Genomic DNA, 20,144 nt, shown 5'->3' with positions numbered 1-20,144 from the left:
AAATAAATGATTATGGTTGATTACCTTTTTACCACTCTTACCGTTTTTATTTGATCTCCTTGCGCTACAACTACATTATAGATTCCTGAAGGATAAGCATCTCCTAGCTCTAATTCGGAGATGTTTGTTAACTCCATCTGATTATGATCAATTAATTTTCCCATCATATCATACACAGCTACATCTATTTTATCTTCTGTTGGAGCACTTAAACTCAGTTTGAAATTTTCTACAAATGGATTCGGATAACTTACAGCGGTAAGTTTTGAAACTACGGAACAATCTTTATAGTAAACAAATGTAGGATCACTATATAACGCTGTGCTCTCACAATTCCCATTTGTAAATTTAACTCTGAAATAGTTTTTCCCTGAAACTGCATTTGTCACTGGAAAACTCGACTCGTTTGCGCCATCAATTGGCACATAAGCGGAAGACGCCGGAGCAGTACTAGTATTCAAACCAACAACAGCTCGTTCCCATTGAATAGTGGTAGCTGAATATCCAGATCCGATGTTTAAAACCTTAACCGTTGAAGTACATAATGGTGATGATGGAGTCCCAGCAGATGTCGGCGAAGTTATTCCTCTTGTAATTGGAGCGCCATATATAGTCACTTCTACCCTAGTTCTGCCACTTTCAATCGAATTTATTGTTTGTGACACATAATAATTTCCTGTTGTCAAAGCTGTGTTTAAAGACAATGAAGTTCCACCAGTTGCTACTCTATACCATTTCAATGATGTACCCGTAGCCACTAAATTTCTTACTCTTGCTGAACTACAAAATGTTTGTGCAAATGCGGTTGGAGCTGGGTTTGCAATGGCTAGGTTTACTGTCACAGAGACTAAAGTTCTGGAACTCTCACATGAATTTAATGTTTGAGAAACATAATAACTTCTGGTCGTCAAAATTGTTGTAGATGCTAAAGCTGTTCCACCTGTTGCCGATGTATACCATTTTAAAGCACTTCCAACAGCAACTAAATTAGCCACCGTAGCAGAAGTAGTAAAAGTCTGCGCTGATGCTGAAGGAGCAACAGTGCTGTTAACTGTTACAGCAACTATCGTTCTAGGACTCTCTACTGAATTCACTGTTTGTGAAACATAATAATTACCCGATGCTAAAATAGTTGTTGACGCTAAAGGAATACCACCTGTTGCAAAATTATACCACTTCAATGATGTCCCTGAAGCTGTCAAATTAGCAACTGTTCCTGTATTACAAAAGGTCTGTGGTGAAGCAATCGGCGCAACTGGTATTGAATTAACTGTAACAACAACTAATGTTCTTGAACTCTCACATGAGTTTATAGTTTGCGAAACATAATAGTTCCCCGAAGTCAATGCTGTAGTCGATGATAATACTAATCCTCCAGTTGCAACGGAATACCATTTCAAATCTAAACCTGAAGCTAGTAGATTAGCAACTGTTGCTGAGTTAGTGAAAGTTTGTGAAGAAGCCGTCGGCGCTGGAGTAGTGTTTATTGTTACTGCGACTTGTGTTCTTGAACTCTCGCATGCGTTTAAAGTTTGAGACACGTAAAAGTTCCCCGTAACCAAGCCAGCAGAGGGTACTATAGCTGTACCACCAGAAATAAGATTATACCATTTTAAACTTGTTCCCGTGGCAACTAAATTAGAAATTGTGGCCGCATTACAAAATGATTGCGATGAAGCTATTGGCGCTGGTGTTACATTTATTGTTGCTGACACTCCAATTCTTGGACTTTCACAGGAATTAACTGTTTGTGTGACATAATAAGTTCCTGTCGTCAAAGTTGTTGTTGAAGATAATACCGTTCCTCCTGCACCAACATTGTACCAATTCAAAGAAGTTCCGTTGGCTACTAAATTAGCAACCGTAGCAGAAGTACAAAATGATTGTGGTGAAGCTATTGGGGCTATCGTTGTATTTATTGTAACTGAAACTGCAGTCCTTGTACTTTCAACAGTGTTAATCGTTTGTGAAACATAATAAGTGCCCGATGTCAAAGCAGTAGTTGAACTCAAAGCCGTTCCACCTATAGCAACAGAATACCATTGTAAAGAAGATCCAATTGCTTCTAAATTAGAAACTGTAGCCGCATTACAAAACGTTTGAGCCGATGCTGTTGGTGCTCCCAGAGCCGGATTAATTGTTACAGCAACTGCCGTTCTTAAACTCTCACAAGAATTTAAAGTTTGGGAAACATAGTAAGTTCCTGAACTTAACGGTGTGGTTGACACTAGAGGTGTCCCTCCAAAAGCAGTAGTATACCAACGCAAATTACTTCCAGTTGCAACCAAATCTGCAACAGTAGCAGTATTGTCAAAAGTTTGTGAAGTTGAAGTTGGAGGAACTGTTGTTACTATAGTTACACCAATAATTATTCTTGGACTTTCACAAGAGTTTAATGTTTGAGAAACGTAATATACACCGGTACTTAAACTAGTTGTTGATGCTAAAGCTGTACCACCTGTTCCAACTGTATACCATTGTATAGCGGTACCGGTCGCTGTTAAATTAGCAACAGTAGCATCGTTACAAAATGTTTGAGATGATGTCGATGGTGCTGAAGTTGTGTTTATAGTTACCGAAACTGCTGTTCTTGTACTTTCAATAGTATTAACTGTCTGTGATACATAATAGGTTCGGGTGGTCAAAGTAGTTGTTGATACTAATGCCGTTCCGCCTGTTGCAACAGTATACCATTTTAAAGAAGTTCCTGTGGCTACCAAATTAGCCACTGTAGCAGCATTACAGAATGTTTGTGCCGATGCTGTTGGTGCGCCCGGAGCTGGATTAATTGTAACAGTAACTGCAGTTCTTGAACTCTCGCAAGAGTTTAAAGTTTGGGAAACATAATAAGTTCCTGAACTCAAAACTGTAGTGGATGCCAATGCTGTTCCACCTGTCGCAACAGCATACCATTGTAGAGAAGTACCAGTAGCTATCAAATCAGCAACAGTGGCACTATTATTAAATGTTTGAGATGATGTCGATGGTGCTGAAGTTGTGTTTATAGTTACCGAAACTGCTGTTCTTGTACTTTCAATAGTATTAACTGTCTGTGATACATAATAGGTTCGGGTGGTCAAAGTAGTTGTTGATACTAATGCCGTTCCGCCTGTTGCAACAGTATACCATTTCAAAGAGGTTCCTATAGCAACCAAATTAGCCACTGTAGCAGCATTACAGAATGTTTGTGCCGATGCTGTTGGTGCGCCCGGAGCTGGATTAATTGTAACAGTAACTGCAGTTCTTGAACTCTCGCAAGAGTTTAAAGTTTGGGAAACATAATAAGTTCCTGAACTCAAAACTGTAGTGGATGCCAATGCTGTTCCACCTGTCGCAACAGCATACCATTGTAGAGAAGTACCAGTAGCTATCAAATCAGCAACAGTGGCACTATTATTAAATGTTTGCGCTGATGCTGTTGGTGCTGAAGTTGTGTTTATGGTAACCGAAACCGCTGTTCTTGTGCTTTCACAAGAATTTAAAGTCTGTGAAACATAATAAGTTCCGGACGTCAAAGCTGTTGTTGATACCAATACTATTCCGCCTGTTGCAACGTTGTACCATTTAAGAGAAGTTCCTGTTGCAACCAAATTAGACACTGTAGCGGAAGTACAAAATGATTGTGCAGAAGCTATTGGTGCTGAAGTTGTGTTTATAGTTACAGCAACTGCTGTTCTTGCACTTTCAATAGCATTAACCGTTTGGGAAACATAATAAGTTCCCGTTGTCAAAGCAGTTATTGAAGCCAATGCCGTTCCGCCTGTAGCACCGTTATACCATTTTAAAGAGGTTCCTATAGCAACCAAATTAGCCACTGTAGCAGCATTACAGAATGTTTGTGCCGATGCTGTTGGTGCGCCCGGAGCTGGATTAATTGTAACAGTAACTGCAGTTCTTGAACTCTCGCAAGAGTTTAAAGTTTGGGAAACATAATAAGTTCCTGAACTCAAAACTGTAGTGGATGCCAATGCTGTTCCACCTGTTGCAACAGCATACCATTGTAGAGAAGTCCCAGTAGCTATCAAATCAGCAACAGTGACGCTATTATTAAATGTCTGCGCAGATGCGGTTGGTGCAGTCGTTGTATTTACTGTAACCGAAACTGCTGTTCTTGTACTTTCACATGAATTTAAAGTCTGTGAAACATAATAAGTTGCTGAAATCAAAGCTGTTGTTGATACCAATGCTGTTCCACCTGTGGAAACGTTATACCATTTCAAAGATGTTCCTGAAGCTACTAAATTAGCCACTGTAGCGGAAGTACAAAATGATTGTGCAGAAGCTATTGGTGCTGAAGTTGTGTTTATGGTAACCGAAACTGCTGTTCTTGTACTTTCAATAGTGTTAACTGTCTGTGATACATAATAAGTTCCAGATGTCAAAGCTGTGGTTGTTGCCAATGCCGTTCCGCCTGTAGCACCGTTATACCATTTTAAAGAAGTTCCTGTGGCTACCAAATTAGCCACTGTAGCAGCATTACAGAATGTTTGTGCCGATGCTGTTGGTGCGCCCGGAGCTGGATTAATTGTAACAGTAACTGCAGTTCTTGAACTCTCGCAAGAGTTTAAAGTTTGGGAAACATAATAAGTTCCTGAACTCAAAACTGTAGTGGATGCCAATGCTACTCCTCCCGAAACAACAGTATACCATTGAAGAGAAGTCCCAGTAGCTATCAAATCCGCAACACTAGCACTATTATTAAATATTTGCGCCGATGCTGTTGGTACTGAAGTTGTGTTTATGGTAACCGAAACTGCTGTTCTTGTACTTTCACATGAATTTAAAGTCTGTGAAACATAATAAGTTGCTGAAATCAAAGCTGTTGTTGATACCAATGCTGTTCCACCTGTGGAAACGTTATACCATTTCAAAGATGTTCCTGAAGCTACTAAATTAGCCACTGTAGCGGAAGTACAAAATGATTGTGCAGAAGCTATTGGTGCTGAAGTTGTGTTTATGGTAACCGAAACTGCTGTTCTTGTACTTTCACATGAATTTAAAGTCTGTGAAACATAATAAGTTCCCGATGTCAAAGCGGTTGTTGATACCAATGCTGTACCACCTGTGGCAACGTTGTACCATGTCAAAGAGGTTCCTATTGCAACCAAATTAGCCACTGTAGCTGAAGTACAAAATGATTGCGCCGATGCTGATGGTGCTGAAGTTGTGTTTATAGTAACCGCAACTGCTGTTCTTGTACTTTCACAAGAATTTAAAGTCTGTGACACATAATAAGTTCCCGATGTCAAAGCTGCTGTTGATATCAATGCTGTTCCACCTGTGGGAACGTTGTACCATTTAAGAGAAGTTCCTGTACCAACTAAATTCGCCACTGTAGCCGAAGTACAAAATGATTGTGCTACTGCTGATGGTGCTGCTGTTGTGTTTATAGAAACCGCAACTGCTGTTCTTGTACTTTCAATTGCATTAACCGTTTGGGAAACATAATAAGTTCCCGTTGTCAAAGTAGTTGTTGATACTAATGCCGTTCCGCCTGTTGCAACAGTATACCATTTTAAAGAGGTTCCTGTAGCTACTAAATTTGCCACTGTAGCAGAAGTACAAAATGATTGCGCCGAAGCTGTTGGTGCTGATGGTTGAGAAGGAGCAATCCCAATAGAAAAAGTAATATTTGTAGTGCCCGTTCCACTATAATTAGATGCACTAATTGTGTAGGTCGTTGAAACTCTCTCTTCAGTTGGCATTCCAGACAAAATACCAGTCGAAGTATTAAAATTTATACCAGCTGGTAAAGACGGAATGATTGTATAGGGTTCTACCGAAGTAATTTTACGAATACGCTGTGTGTAGGAATCCGCTACATAAACATCTCCCGATACTGAAGCGGCTACACCAACAGGGAAATAAAATGACGCAACATTTCCGATGCCGTCAGCATATTCACTTGACCCACTTCCGGCATGCGTACTCACTAATCCAGCATTGGTTATTTTCCTGATAACCGAATTATAATAATCGCCTATATAAAAATTCCCTGCTGCATCGATAGCTATCCCAATGGGATTATTAAAGTAAGCTGCAGTACCTTGATCATCGCTGTAACCCGCAAAACTACCTGCGAAAGTGCTCACAGTTCCATCAGTAGTAATCTTACGAATTCTGTTATTAGTAGTATCCGCCACATATAGAATACCTGTTGTATTATCAATGGCTATTCCTTGCGGATTTTTGAATCGGGCAACTGTTGAAGCTCCATCAGCAAAACCCGACAATAGATAACCTGCCACAGTAGTAACAGTACCACTAGGACTAATTTTTCTTATTCGGTGATTTTTGGTGTCTGCAACATAAATATTACCTGAAGCATCGACTGTCAACCCATAAGGATTATTAAATCTGGCGGCAGTTCCCTGTCCGTCAAGATAACCAGCAGTTCCATCTCCCGCAATGGTTGTCACTATTCCTGAACTTGTAATTTTTCTGATACGATTATTAAAAGTATCAGCAATATAAATATTCCCCGCGGCATCAAGAGCAATTCCTTTGGGATTATTAAAATAGGCTGTTGCTCCTTGTCCATCTGCATATCCTGTAGCGGTATTTCCAGCTAATGTAGATACTATTCCATTGGAAGTAACTTTTCGAATACATGAATTAAAATCATCAATGACATACGTTATACCTGTAGAAGTAACAGCAACTGCAACGGGACTATTGAACATTGCCATAGTTCCTGTTTGTCCATTCTCAAGACCACGTGTTGTTGATCCTGCGTAGGTAGATGTATCTCCGGTGCTAGTGACTTTTCTAATACAATTATTGGTTACATCAGCTACAAAAATATTTCCTGACGAATCTACTGCAAGTCCTTCGGGATATTTAAATGTAGCTACTGACCCTGAACCATTAACGGCACCAAAAGCACCAGTTCCTGATAAAGTAGAAACTAAACCCGTTGTCGTAACTTTTCTAATGCGATTATTGCTATAATCTAAAACATATATATTCTCAGATGAATCAACCGTAATAGCACGTGGCGCATTGAATTGAGCTGTTGTCCCTTGACCATTAACCATTCCGGAACTACTATTCCCAGCAAGAGTTGAAACGGTTCCAGTACTTGTTATTTTTCTGATTCTATTGTTAGAAGTATCGCTTATGTACAAGGTCCCGGAGCTTGTAACCGCTACACCAACTGGATTATTGAATTTAGCAGTAATTCCTTGCCCGTCAAGATAACCAGCTGTTCCGTCACCAGCAACTGTAGATACCAAGCCAGCGCTTGTTATTTTTCTGATACGATTGTTTGCTGAGTCTCCAACATATACATTTCCAGAACCATCAACACCTAAACCTTTTGGAGATGCAAAAAGGGCATTTACTCCTTGACCATCAAGATAACCCGAAAGAGTTACACTTCCAGCCAAGGTTGATACCACTCCAGCCGAAGTAATTTTTCTGATAGCATTAGAGTTTGTTTCAGTTACATATACATTTTCAGCGGCATCAACCGCAATCGAATAAGGAGTGTCAAATTGAGCGACGTTTGGATTCCCATTCAGAAAACCAGGAACACCTGTACCTGCAAAAGTGGTAACAAAACCTGAAGCAGAAATTTTCCGAATACAATGGTTTTGACTGTCGGCAATATATATAGATCCCGAAGTTGCCACTGCTACTCCTGTGGGGCTATAGAATTTAGGAGAAGCTGTGCTTCCATCACTAAATCCAGAAGTTCCGTTCCCTGCTATTGTAGTGACATTTGTTCTAACAGAAGGCAGACCAGCACTAGTTGTTGGCGTTAACGTTGGCATTGCAACATTGACTGCATAATTACTTTGAACACCAGAATAGGATATATTTGGAGCCTGAGCAAAGAGAAACGAATTGGACGTTATCATGAAAAATAATGACAGCATTTTTTTCATAGTAATGGGTCTCTTAATCAACAAAAAAATGTAGTCTTTAAGAATTACATTTATTATTTCAACAATCTTAAAATTGGGGGTTCTAAATCTTTTCATATTCCATTTTCGTATTGCAATGATATATAATTTTTAATTTTTAAATGCTTTCAAATCAAAAGATTGGATAATTTTAACATTTAATATTTGTAGGTTTTTTATTAAAAATTAGTTATCAAGAGTTATCAACAATGTATTGTTTTTATTACATAAGAATTATTTTAACATTTATATTAATAATTAATATTTAATTTTATTAAAATTATTATATTTTATTTATTTTTTTTGTTAATATGTAGAATTATAAATCAGAAGAAAATTCATCTAAATCACTTTTTAATCCATGAAAAGTAAATAAACTCGACGAACTACATCTTTTTTTATTTAGTAAGATTTTTAACGTTAAAAAATAATCACGCTTCTTACACTAAATAATTCTCGCAAAATCAACGCATTACATTTAATTATTATTACTATAAACAGTTAGGTTCCTAGTACCAAACAATATTATAAATATTACCGACTAAAATACAAATATAATCGACAAAATACATTATTTAACTTTTAATAAGGGAACTATTCTTATGTTATTTAGATTTATAGGTGAAGAAAGATGGAAAATAAAAAAAACCTCTTTAGCTAAAAAGAGGTCAGTGAAGTGCTTCAATACTTTGAAGTTATAAGTTACGATTTAAGAGCTATAAGTCTTTTTTGTAAGTTCTCCTTCTTTTGAAAGTTACAGGGTCAAAATGTTTCCACATATTATGTATGGCATGGTTGTCTTCAAGTTCAGGAGTGCGAATGCAATTTTTGATTCCCTTTTCTTTAAAAGTAATGTAGTATTCGTTAAAAATAATAGCTGTAACGCCTTTGCTTTGATGTTCAGGATCAATTCCGATCAAATAAAAAAGCACCTCTTTACTCTCTTTTTTGGCTTTTAACAAATGGTAAAATCCAAACGGAAATAATTTCCCCTTTGCTTTTTGCAATGCTTCAGAGAAACTTGGCATTACAATACTAAATGCTACCATAGTATCGTCTTTATCGAGAACGAATTTAATGTATTCGGGATTGATAAAACTGATATATTTTTTTTTGAAATATTCTTTTTGAACTTCAGTGATAGCCACGAATGAAGACAAACCGGCATATGACGCATTAAATAGATCAAACATCTTATCCACATAAGGCAAAATATCCTTGGTTTTTGTGAAGTTAAGTGGTCTTAACTGATAACGTCTTTTGATAAGCTCGTTAGGTTTGACAAAAAATTCTGTCTTCACATTGCTAAAAGGAAATCTGTTTTCCAGATATTCTTTCTCCTTAACATAACCCAACTTTTCTAGATGGTCTTTGTAATAGGGAAAATTATACCAAGTAATCATAGAACCGATTTCATCAAAACCTTCGGTTAGCACGCCTACTTTGTCCAAATTGGAAAAACCCATTGGTCCTTCGACATATTCTAAATGATTTTTTTTTCCGAGTTCATACACTTTTTCAAGCAATGCTTTAGTGACTTCAATATCATCAATAACATCCCACCAACCAAAGCGCACTTTTAATTTTTGTTGATTTTTAACCTCATCCCAATTGATAATAGCCGCTATTCTTCCTACAATGCTATTGTCTTTATAAGCCAAATAAAAATGAGCCTCTGCTGAAGAAAATACAGGATTTTTGGTTTTGTCAAAGGTGTCCATCTCATCGTTAATTAATGGTGGAACCCAATAAGGATGATTTTTGTATAAGGCAAACGGAAAAACTACAAACTCTTTTAACTGAGATTTGGTAACAGCTTCTACTATGGTAATCATTTATTTTGTCTTTTCTAATTCTACTTCGTCTTTACGCTTTTTGCCTTTGTCTTTTTTCGACTTTTTGTCTTTCTTTTTATCTTTCTTATCGTTTTTAATACGCTTATAATTGGTTTCCCAATTATTATCAAAACGCCATGACATGCCAACATTAGCTCCAATAAGCGAAGGTGTATCTTTAACATTCTTATTAAAAGAACCGTCTAATTGAATATTTTCACGAACTAAATAAGCCGCTCCTAAACGTAAAATGGTATCGGCATAAAAATCACTTTTATATCCTTGTACCTCCATAAAACCTGTCCAACGCATATTAAAACCTCTAGTTAGTGTGGAAATAATTCCTAAACTAGGATAATCCGTCATGTATTTATCAGCAATAATGTTGTTTACCCAAACCCATTTGGTACCAAAATGATGCTGAGTAATTACCATAACTTTAGGACTAATAGTTCTGTCTGTTGGAAATGTAAACGGATTGGTTCCCAGCTTTAAATTGAATCCAGCATAAACAGCAACTGCCGGAATAAACTGCTTCCAACTGAATTTATGATTGGCTTTCCAACTGTATAAATTGGGCTTGTCTATTTTAACAAAAGGATCGTAAACCAAATATTTTGCACCAATGGTAATCTGCTTAAATCCGCCACGAGTATCATTGATCAAAGGTGCCTGATACCAATCATATTGATATTGCGTATTTAAAGCGAATTCAAATTGATCAAAAAAAGCACCATAACGGACATCTATTTCTGTTCCAAATCCATTAGCTTCATAGCGCGCTAAATCGTGCTTCTCTCTGACGCCATATACTCCTGCTTCTGCCTGAATTACAGTCTTTCCCACAGAAAAAGCCGACATAGATTCGCCTGGTCTATTCGAATTGATGATATCGGTATACTGCGCGTATTGCGTGGTCGAAATCAGCAGAAAACAAGCCACCAAAAATGTTTTTGTAGTCATCATAAAACAAGAAATTTAAGCATTTAAACTCAGTGTTTCAAAAGTAGTGTATTTTATCATTTATTTAAGATGTCAAAGCGAATTTTAAATAGTGGAATTTAGTATTTTTGACAAAATTTTTTATTGAAATGGAAACCGCATCTTTTAAAGGTTTGTTTGACGTCATTGTATTCATAATCATATTCTATTTTGTTATGAAATTTTTGGCGCGTTTGTTATTACCTGTTTTAGCCAAAAAAGTTGTCGAAAAAGCTTCCCAGCAATTTGAGCAACAACATCAGCAATATCAAAACCGAACCCAACAAAACCAATACCAATCACAAAATCCAGCCACCGAAAAACCTAAAGAGAAAAAAATCGTTGGCGATTATGTTGATTTTGAAGAAATAGAATAACTTAGTATTCTTATTCCGTAAGAAACGCTTCGTTTTTTACTGCTAATATCAAACCCTTAACCAAATTAAATGAAGCAACTTCAAAAGTTATATCCGCATCTATTAGCCATTTTTGGTTTTATCATCATTTCATTAGTTTACTTTTATCCCGTAATTCAAGGCAAAAAAATATACCAATCCGATATAGCAAAATATACCGGAATGGCCAAAGAGCAAATTGATTTCAGAGCTGAAACCAACACAGAACCGTATTGGACCAACTCCTCCTTTGGAGGTATGCCAACCTATCAGTCTGGAGCTAATTATCCCAATGATTATATCGGAATGATTGATGATGCGATTCGATTCTTACCGCGTCCTGCTGATTATTTATTCCTCTACTTTTTAGGATTTTATGCTTTAATGCTGGTCTTTAGAGTTGATCCGCTCAAAGCGTTTTTTGGCGCACTTGCCTTCGGATTATCTACCTATCTGATTGTCATCATTGGTGTAGGACACAATGCCAAAGCCCACGCCATTGGCTATATGCCGTTTGTGGTTGCCGGATTTATTTTGGTTTTCAAAAAGAGATACTTACACGGCGGAATCCTAACAATGCTTGCCGTTGCACTCGAAATTACAGCCAATCACTTCCAGATGACCTATTACCTATTGCTGCTTTTGATTGTGATGGGTTTCTTTTTCGTATATCGATTGTATCAGGAAAAGGACTTAAAATCATTACCTAAAATCATCGGAACATTTGCAGTGGCAGTAGTTTTAGCTGTCGGAGTCAATGCCACGAGCTTAATGGCGACGAAGGAATATGCCGATTTTAGTACGCGTGGCAAAAGTGAACTGACCTTCAACACCGATGGTTCGAAAAAAGATGCTTCTATTGCTATGGACAGAAACTATATAACGGAATATAGTTACGGAATTGTAGAAAGTCTGAATTTATTTTCACCAAGACTATTCGGTGGCGGTACAGGACAAAAACTAACCGAAGATTCGCATGTTTATAACTTTATGCTGAATTATGGCGCTAATCCAGATGAGGCCAAACAACTAACCGAAAATTACGCTGTTACTTATTGGGGAGCACAGCCTCAGGTAGCGGCACCGGCTTATATTGGAGCCGTGGTTTTCTTCCTTTTTGTCTTGGCACTATATCATGATAAACGAAAAATAAAATATGCTTTCCTTGCCGGTGCGATTGTTTCATTGATGCTTTCGTGGGGAAAAAACTTCTCTTTGCTAACCGATTTTTTTATCGATTATGTACCCATGTACGATAAGTTCAGAGCGGTTTCCTCTATTCAGGTTGTATTGGAATTGTGTGTTCCTGTTCTAGCAATTATGGGATTACAGTCGTTTTTTACTGATGAAGAAAATCGATGGAAAAGCTTATGGAAAACAGGAGCAACTACCTTGGGAATTATTGTATTGTTATTTTTAGCAAAAAGCATGTTTAACTTTGTAGGCGAAATTGATAGTCAATTGATTGACGCTTTAAAACAACATCCTGATAAAGCTTTCGGACCACAATTTATTGACGCACTCAGAGAAGACCGAAAAGATTTGTACTCAGCAGATTTGTTGCGTTCCGGATTTTTAATGGCCGTAACCTTTGGTACGCTTTACTTGTACATCAAAAACAAATTGGCAGCCAATACCGCAGTGATCTTGATTGGAATAGTTATGGTTGGCGATTTATTCTTTGTCGATAAAAATTATGTAAGCAACGATGGCGAACAATTTAGAAGTGCTCAGGAAGTCGACATTCCATATCAACCAACCCAAGCGGATTCACTTATATTACAAGACACAACGAACTTCAGAGTTTATGAATTAGCTGGTGGTATTTACAGTCCGCGTTCCTCGTATTTCCACAAATCTATTGGTGGTTACAGTGCTGTGATGCCTAGACGTTTTAAGGAAGTTTACGAATATCAGTTTGAAAGAAGCATGGGCGATTTGGGAAGCATTATCGATCCACAAACGCTTTCGCTTTCTAAAAGCATTCCGGTTATCAATGCGTTTAACATCAAGTATCTAATTGTTGGTACCGAAAAAGGAGACATTCCAATTGTCAATCCGTTTCATAATGGTAATGCGTGGTTTGTCAAAGAAGTAAAAAAGGTAAATTCTGCCGATGAGGAAATCAAGGAATTAGGCAAAATTGAAACCAAAGATGTAGCGATTATTAACGGTTCGGCATCAGCAATATATGAAAGCCAATTTATGACCAAACCAAGCGCACAATTTTATAAAACGAAATTTACCACAGATAGTTTAGCGAAAATTAAACTCAACTTATACAAACCAAATCATCTGAAATACACCTCCAATAATGATAACGATGGTTTCGCAGTCTTCTCTGAAATTTATTATAAAGATGGATGGAACGCTACTATTGACGGAAAAAAAGCCACTATTTACAAAGTAGATTATACATTACGAGGAATGGAAATTCCAAAAGGCAAACACACAATTGAATTCAAATTTGAGCCTCAGGTGGTAAAAACTGGAAGCACTATTGCGTTATTTAGTTTTATTGTGATGGTTTTGGTTATAGCTGGTGGAATTTATTTTGAAGAAAGAAGCAAGAAGCAAGAGGCAAGAAAATAAATGTAAACTTGGAACAAAAAAAACTCTTAATCATCACCTATTATTGGCCACCAGCCGGAGGACCAGGCGTACAACGTTGGTTAAAGTTTGTCAAATATTTGCCTGATTATAATATTCAGCCCATAGTTTACATTCCGGAAAATCCTACCTACCCTATTATGGATACCGGTTTGGAAAGCGAAGTTTCGGATAAAGCGATTATTCTTAAAAACAAAATCACCGAACCTTATGGTTTCGCCGCTGTTTTTTCTAAAAATAAAACTAAAAAAATCAGTTCCGGAATCATTCCCAATCAGAAAAAACAATCCTTTTTAGAAAAGATGTTGCTTTGGGTTCGGGGCAATCTCTTTATTCCTGACGCTCGTTTTCTTTGGGTAAAACCTTCTGTGAACTATCTGAAAAAATACATTCAGGAAAACAATATTGATACGATTGTAACGTCGGGACCGCCACATAGTTTACACTTAATCGGTTTGCAACTCAAAAAAGAATTAGACATCAAATGGTTTGCTGATTTTAGAGATCCTTGGACTACGATTGGCTATCATAAAGCGTTGAAACTATCTTCGTATGCCGAAAAAAAACACAAAGCTTTAGAAAAAGAAGTCTTGAATGCAGCCGATACCATAATCGTCACCAGCAAAACTACCAAAACCGAGTTTGAAGCGATTACATCAAAACCCATTGAAGTGATTACCAATGGCTATGATGTGGAAAAAGTGGCCAAACAACCATTAGACGAAAAATTCACTTTGGCGCATATCGGTTCGTTTTTATCCGAAAGAAATCCTAAGATGTTGTGGCAGTCATTACAAGAATTAATAGCAGAAAATACTGCTTTCAAAAAGGATTTCCGTTTGAAACTTATTGGTGCTACAAGTCAGGACGTTTTAGATACAATTGCTGCATTTAAGTTAGAAGATTACGTTCAAAATTTGGGTTATGTTTCGCATCAGGAAGCTGTTGAACACCAACGAAAGTCTCAGATTTTATTACTTATCGAAATCAATTCGGAAGCTACCAAAAGCATCTTACCAGGAAAACTTTTTGAATATCTGGTTTCAGAAAGACCTATCATCGCCATAGGACCTAAAGATTCGGATTTTGAAGAAATCATTACCTCTACTAATACCGGCGTTTTCTTTACTTATGACGAAAAGGATAGACTAAAAGAACTACTTTTGAAATACTATGAGGACTATAAAAATCATACCCTTAAAGCACATGCAGTAGGCCTACAGCAATATTCCAGAAAAAGCTTAACACAGCAGTTAGCCAATTTAATATGAAAAAATATCTTTTTCTTTTTTTAATCTTTTTTGGACTTTTTTTTGCCAAAGGTCAGGAACGTCAAGCAAATCTTTTATTAAAATCTGGCAAAAAAGTGGAAGGTTTAGGAGAAGTGAAAAAAGACAAAATCTACTTTAGGCTAGATGAAGATGAAAAGCAAGAACAATGGTCGAATGATGATTCTAAAGGAATTGAATTCACAGGTTATCGACTACCTGAAAAATATATATTTGTTATACATGGCAAAAAAAATGATACCAATGTAATGGAAATTCTCCTAGAAGGTAAGGTAGAACTTTATAAATACACTTATTTCATAAGCGGATTTAGTATAGGTCTTATGCCAATAGGCACAGGACCTTCAACACCGACTTCCGAAAAAATCATAGAATATTACATCAAAAAACCTATTGACAAAAAAGGCACTAAAGTTACCATGGACTTCAAAAAAATTGGACAGGCTTTCTTTTCTGACTGCGAAGATTTGATGGCAAATATCAATGAGGAAGAGTTTTTTGAAGAAGAAGAAATAATTGATTTGGTCAAATTTTATAATCGTAACTGCGGAAAATAAATTATGGGAGTCGTTCAAAACCAATCGATTAAAAACACCATCATTACGTTCCTTGGGTTCGGAATTGGTGCTATTAATGCGCTATTTTTGTACACTCTTTTTTTAGGAAAACTACATTACGGAATTGTTGCAACAGTCTTATCAGGAGCCAATATCATGATGCCATTGATGGCTTTTGGGGCACAAAATACCCTAATCCGTTTTTTCTCTTCCTATAAAAACCAAAAGGAACGCGACGAGTTTCTGACCTTTATGTTGTTTTTGCCATTGGCCTTAATCATTCCGCTAGGTTTGGGATTCTACATTTTCTATGAGGACATTTCACGCAGTTGGATTCAGGAAAACCCAACATTAAAACCCTTCTTTTGGCTGATTCCGATAATTGGTTTATTTATGGCCTATTTTGAGGTTTTTTATGCTTGGGCCAAAGTACACATGCAATCGGTTATGGGTAATTTCATCAGTGAAGTTTTGGTGCGAATACTTGTAATGCTGTTATTGATTGGCGTTCATTTTAACTGGCTGGCCAAAGACACTTTTGTGTACTGCGTAGCGCTCGCCTATTTTGCTCAAATGATAGGAATGAAATTGTATGCTATCTCAGTAAAAATGCCGGTGCTACGATTGGTGATTCCGAAAAACATAAAAGAAATTGTACAGTATTCTTCGTTCATTATTGTTTCCGGTGGCGTTGCCGTAATGTTGGTCGATTTTGACAAGGTGATGATTCCGCAGTACAAAGATATTAGTCAGAATGCGTTATATGCCGTAGCGATTTTTATTGCAACAGTAATTGCTGTTCCAAGTCGAGCCATGACTCAAATTATAGCACCAATTACCGCTAGACTAATGACCGAAAACAAACAGGATGAACTCAACGATTTGTATAAAAAAAGCGCTATAAACCTTCAGGTAATTGGTGGTTTTATAATGATACTGATTTTTGTCAATATTCGTGAAATGTATCAGTTGATTCCCAAAGATTACAGTGGTGGAATTTTAGTGGTTTTCCTCATCGGATTATCAAAATTCTATGATGTATTATTGGGCAACAACAATTCGATTATAGTGAATACAAAATACTATCGCACTGTTTTACTATTTGGTGTGTTTACTGTAGTTTTGATGATAGTGCTCAATATGATTTTCATTCCGCTTTATGGCATCGAAGGTTCAGCATTTGCAACACTCATTACCGTGATGATTTACAACACCATCAAACTTTTGTTCGTAGTGAGAAAAATGAATTTATACCCGTTCACCAACAAAACGTTACAATCATTGGGCATCTTAGCCTTATGCTTTTTGCTGTTCTACTTTTGGGATTTTCCATTTCATGCTATTCTTAATATTGGATGTAAATCAATCTTAGTAAGTCTACTCTACGGCTATTTAAATTACCGACTACAAATTTCAGAAGAGGTAAATAATGTCATTGATACTATCCTAAAGAAAATACGATTGCTTTGATTTTTTAACCTTGAAGGCTGCGTTTTTTTTTGTAAATTCGTAATCCATTTGAATCAAATTAGTCCACCTCATGAAAAATGTTCTTGTAAAACTTCTTGTTGTGCTTACCCTTACCTTGGCGAGCTGCAAGCCCGACAAAAAAGAAAATAATAGTACTACCGACGCCGAATTCTCTGCATTTGAAACATCATTTTTAGATGCATATTGGAAACAATATCCTTCGCTTTCCATTAATGTTGGCTACGGTAAATATTATGACAAATTAATTGTACCAAATAGTACAACCTTTGCTAGCAACGTTACTTTTTCCAAAAAATGGCTGGCCGATTTAGAAGCCTTGGATTATGAGCAGTTAAGCGATAACAACAAAATCAGTAGCAACATCATCAAAAATCAATTGGAAAGCGACATTTGGTATACAACCGTTTTTAAACAACAAGAATGGGATGCTTCCGTATACAACATAAGCGGTTCTTGCGATTATATCATCAATCAGCCTTATGCGCCTTTGAAAGAGCGCTTGAAAATCCTAACCAGTTATCTGGAAAACGCCGATGCCTACTACAAAGCAGCATTAAAAAATCTGAAACAACCCACCAAAGAACATCTCGAAATGGCTATCGGTCAAAATAAAGGTGGTTTGGAAGTATTTGGTAAATCACTTTTTGATTCGATTGCGGCTTCCGACTTGAATTCGGATGAGAAAGAACGTTTGCAAAAAAATATTGTAAAAGCAACAACTGCAATGAATGGATATGTAAACGAGTTGGAAAAAATAGAACGTACTAAGAATTTTAAATTCAAAGATTACAGAATCGGTAAAAAACGCTTTACTGAAAAATTTAAATACGATTTAGCCACCGATTTTACGCCTGAACAAATTTATGACAAGGCTGTCGCCGATAAAAAAATGTGGCATCAAAAAATGTATGGTACTGCGGATAAAGTGTGGGCAAAATATTATCCGAAACAAGCCAAACCAACAGACAGTTTAGCGGTTATACGAATGGTATTAAGCAAAATGCAGGACAACCACGCCACACCAGCCAATTTCTATAAAACACTCAACGACCAAGTCACTCAGCTTAAAAAGTTCATCATCGAAAAAGATTTATTCGATTTTGATACCGTTTCGCCTCCCATCAAAGTTCGTTATATGCCAGTTTATGCCAGAGGGTTTGCCATGGCAAGTGCCGAATTTGTGCCACCTTATCAAAAAAAAGGAACCACTTACTACAATATTGACGACTTGACACAATATCCTCCGGACAAAGCCGAAAGTGCTTTGCGCGAAACCAATACGTATTCCTCTCAAATACTTTCCATTCATGAAGCCGTTCCCGGACATTGTTTGCAAGGAATCTATAACAATAAAAAGTCACCCGATGTGCTGCGTTCCGTTTTTCAAAATGGTGCTATGATTGAAGGTTGGGCAGTGTATTGTGAAGGAATGATGGTTGAAAACGGCTGGGGCAATCACGAGCCCGAAATCGAATTGGCACTCGGAGTTTGGAAACTGCGTGAATTGGCGAATGTTATCATTGATTACGATATTCAGTGTTTGAACAAGCCCAAAGAACATATTGTAAAAATGTTAACCCAAGAATGTTTTCAAACGGAACAACAGGTTGAGGAAAAGTATCATCGTGCCACCGTTTCTCAAGTGCAGCTTTGTTCCTATTTTAGTGGCGCAACCGCAATACAACAACTTCGAGATGATTACCAAAAGAAAATGGGAAGTAAATACAGTCTGAGGAATTTCCACGAAACATTTCTTAGCTTTGGCAGTTCTCCCGTTAAATATATTCGAGAGCGAATGTTACAGTAAATTCACTATTTCATTAACTAAAACAATACAAAATGGCATCCATTAATCCTTATTTAATTTTTAACGGCAATTGCGAAGAAGCATTTCTGTTTTATCAATCTGTTTTTGGCGGAGAATTTCAATACATGGGAAGGTTTAGTGACATGCCGCCCTCTGTTGACGAAAACTGTCCACCTCCTCCAACGGATGAAGCCAATAGAATCATGCACGTTAGTTTACCCATAGGTAAAGACAGCATTTTATTGGGAAGTGACAGTACTTCACAAAGTGGCGATGTAGCTATGGGAGCCAATGTTTCTATGTCAATCAATACAGAAAGCAGAGCAGAAGCAGCTACCCTTTTCAACGGACTTTCTGCAGGCGGCAACATCATTATGGCGTTGCAAGATACTTTTTGGGGCGCTTATTTCGGCATGTTTGTAGATAAGTTTGGCATCCACTGGATGATTAATTTTGATGAAAATCCGTCAATGTAAATAGCAAAAACCCATAAAATCATAGAGCTGTCAGCATCAAATTTGGCAGCTTTTTTTATGATTGGCACTAAGCTTTCAATAATTTAAAATGCAACATTTATAATTTAAAATAATTTATTGAAAACACTTTCGCTATTCTAATTTGTTTCGATAAATTTGCCCCTTATTTCAAAAAATCTTGAAAAAGGAACTCATAGTCATAACAGGTGGTCCGGGTACAGGAAAAACCACAATAATCGATGCACTCATCGAACAAGGCTATGCGTGTTTCCCCGAGATATCCAGACAAATAACCCTTGAAGCCAAAAAGCAAGGCATTGAGCAATTATTTCTTGAAAAGCCGTTACTTTTTAGCGAATTACTATTAGAAGGCAGAAAAAAACAACACCAGCAGGCACTTCAAGATGTAGCCGAAATTGTTTTTATGGATAGAGGCATTCCGGACATTCTAGCTTACATGCATTATATTGGCGATAGTTATCCCGCCTTTTTTGATCAGGCTAGCCGAGAACATACCTACTCAAAAATATTTGTATTGCCGCCTTGGGAAGATATTTATGAAAGTGATGAGGCTCGTTATGAAAATTTTGAGCAGGCCAAACTTATTTTCAACCATCTTATTGAAACGTATGAAACTTATGGCTATCAACTAATTCAGGTTCCATGCGGAACGGTTGAAGAACGTATTCAATTTATATTTAGCCAACTTTCTTAATACACTTTTGTTGTAGCAATACGCAAATCATATTTTATATCTTTATACCAACAAACTGAATTTATTCATCATTCAATTCAC

Annotated in this window: 11 protein-coding genes; 8 read left to right on the top strand and 3 right to left on the bottom strand. The window is 37.0% G+C overall.

Annotated elements, in window-relative coordinates:
• Positions 1–20: 20 nt before the first annotated feature.
• The 3 genes from ACULEU_RS03855 to ACULEU_RS03845 form a co-directional block, all read right to left on the bottom strand.
• The gene (locus ACULEU_RS03855; protein WP_445454137.1) at positions 21–7,889 is read right to left on the bottom strand and encodes an Ig-like domain-containing protein; all 7,869 of its coding nucleotides are present in this window, start codon (positions 7,887–7,889) and stop codon (positions 21–23) included.
• Between the two features lie 734 nt (positions 7,890–8,623).
• Positions 8,624–9,742, bottom strand: coding sequence for a GTP cyclohydrolase (locus ACULEU_RS03850; protein ID WP_445454136.1), 1,119 nt, complete (start codon positions 9,740–9,742; stop codon positions 8,624–8,626).
• The gene (locus ACULEU_RS03845; RefSeq protein WP_445454135.1) at positions 9,743–10,708 is read right to left on the bottom strand and encodes a transporter; all 966 of its coding nucleotides are present in this window, start codon (positions 10,706–10,708) and stop codon (positions 9,743–9,745) included.
• Between the two features lie 125 nt (positions 10,709–10,833).
• On the opposite strand from ACULEU_RS03845, the gene ACULEU_RS03840 reads away from it, so the two are divergent.
• From ACULEU_RS03840 to ACULEU_RS03805, 8 genes are all read left to right on the top strand, one after another.
• Entirely contained in the window at positions 10,834–11,100 is a 267-nt protein-coding gene (locus tag ACULEU_RS03840) for a DUF4834 family protein (protein ID WP_445454134.1), read from the top strand.
• Between the two features lie 69 nt (positions 11,101–11,169).
• Entirely contained in the window at positions 11,170–13,710 is a 2,541-nt protein-coding gene (locus ACULEU_RS03835) for a YfhO family protein (protein ID WP_445454133.1), read from the top strand.
• An 8-nt stretch (positions 13,711–13,718) separates the two neighbouring features.
• Positions 13,719–14,999 (top strand): glycosyltransferase family 4 protein, encoded by a 1,281-nt coding sequence (locus ACULEU_RS03830; RefSeq protein WP_445454132.1) that lies wholly within the window; start codon positions 13,719–13,721, stop codon positions 14,997–14,999.
• Positions 14,996–15,574 carry a hypothetical protein gene (locus ACULEU_RS03825; RefSeq protein WP_445454131.1) on the top strand — a complete coding sequence of 193 codons (579 nt, stop codon included), beginning with the start codon at positions 14,996–14,998 and terminating at the stop codon, positions 15,572–15,574. The genes ACULEU_RS03830 and ACULEU_RS03825 overlap by 4 nt, the downstream gene beginning before the upstream one ends.
• 3 nt (positions 15,575–15,577) lie before the next feature.
• The gene (locus ACULEU_RS03820; RefSeq protein WP_445454130.1) at positions 15,578–17,044 is read left to right on the top strand and encodes a lipopolysaccharide biosynthesis protein; all 1,467 of its coding nucleotides are present in this window, start codon (positions 15,578–15,580) and stop codon (positions 17,042–17,044) included.
• Between the two features lie 70 nt (positions 17,045–17,114).
• On the top strand, positions 17,115–18,872 hold the full coding sequence (locus tag ACULEU_RS03815; protein WP_445454129.1) for a DUF885 domain-containing protein: 1,758 nt from the start codon (positions 17,115–17,117) through the stop codon (positions 18,870–18,872).
• A 32-nt stretch (positions 18,873–18,904) separates the two neighbouring features.
• Positions 18,905–19,348, top strand: a complete 444-nt coding sequence (locus ACULEU_RS03810) for a VOC family protein (protein WP_445454128.1) — start codon at positions 18,905–18,907, stop codon at positions 19,346–19,348.
• 178 nt (positions 19,349–19,526) lie between these two features.
• Positions 19,527–20,063 carry an AAA family ATPase gene (locus ACULEU_RS03805; RefSeq protein WP_445454127.1) on the top strand — a complete coding sequence of 179 codons (537 nt, stop codon included), beginning with the start codon at positions 19,527–19,529 and terminating at the stop codon, positions 20,061–20,063.
• Positions 20,064–20,144: the final 81 nt, after the last annotated feature.

This window comes from Flavobacterium sp. 25HG05S-40 (assembly GCF_052654735.1).
The sequence above is the reverse complement of the archived record's forward strand: the minus strand, read 5'-3'. Positions and strand labels throughout refer to the sequence as shown.

Bases quoted from the DNA above. Each gene is read 5' to 3' on its own strand.
- ACULEU_RS03850 (WP_445454136.1), bottom strand. From the start codon at position 9,742: ATGATTACCATAGTAGAAGCTGTTACCAAATCTCAGTTAAAAGAGTTT.
- ACULEU_RS03820 (WP_445454130.1), top strand. From the start codon at position 15,578: ATGGGAGTCGTTCAAAACCAATCGATTAAAAACACCATCATTACGTTC.
- ACULEU_RS03810 (WP_445454128.1), top strand. From the start codon at position 18,905: ATGGCATCCATTAATCCTTATTTAATTTTTAACGGCAATTGCGAAGAA.
- ACULEU_RS03835 (WP_445454133.1), top strand. From the start codon at position 11,170: ATGAAGCAACTTCAAAAGTTATATCCGCATCTATTAGCCATTTTTGGT.
- ACULEU_RS03845 (WP_445454135.1), bottom strand. From the start codon at position 10,708: ATGATGACTACAAAAACATTTTTGGTGGCTTGTTTTCTGCTGATTTCG.
- ACULEU_RS03840 (WP_445454134.1), top strand. From the start codon at position 10,834: ATGGAAACCGCATCTTTTAAAGGTTTGTTTGACGTCATTGTATTCATA.
- ACULEU_RS03855 (WP_445454137.1), bottom strand. From the start codon at position 7,889: ATGAAAAAAATGCTGTCATTATTTTTCATGATAACGTCCAATTCGTTT.
- ACULEU_RS03825 (WP_445454131.1), top strand. From the start codon at position 14,996: ATGAAAAAATATCTTTTTCTTTTTTTAATCTTTTTTGGACTTTTTTTT.
- ACULEU_RS03815 (WP_445454129.1), top strand. From the start codon at position 17,115: ATGAAAAATGTTCTTGTAAAACTTCTTGTTGTGCTTACCCTTACCTTG.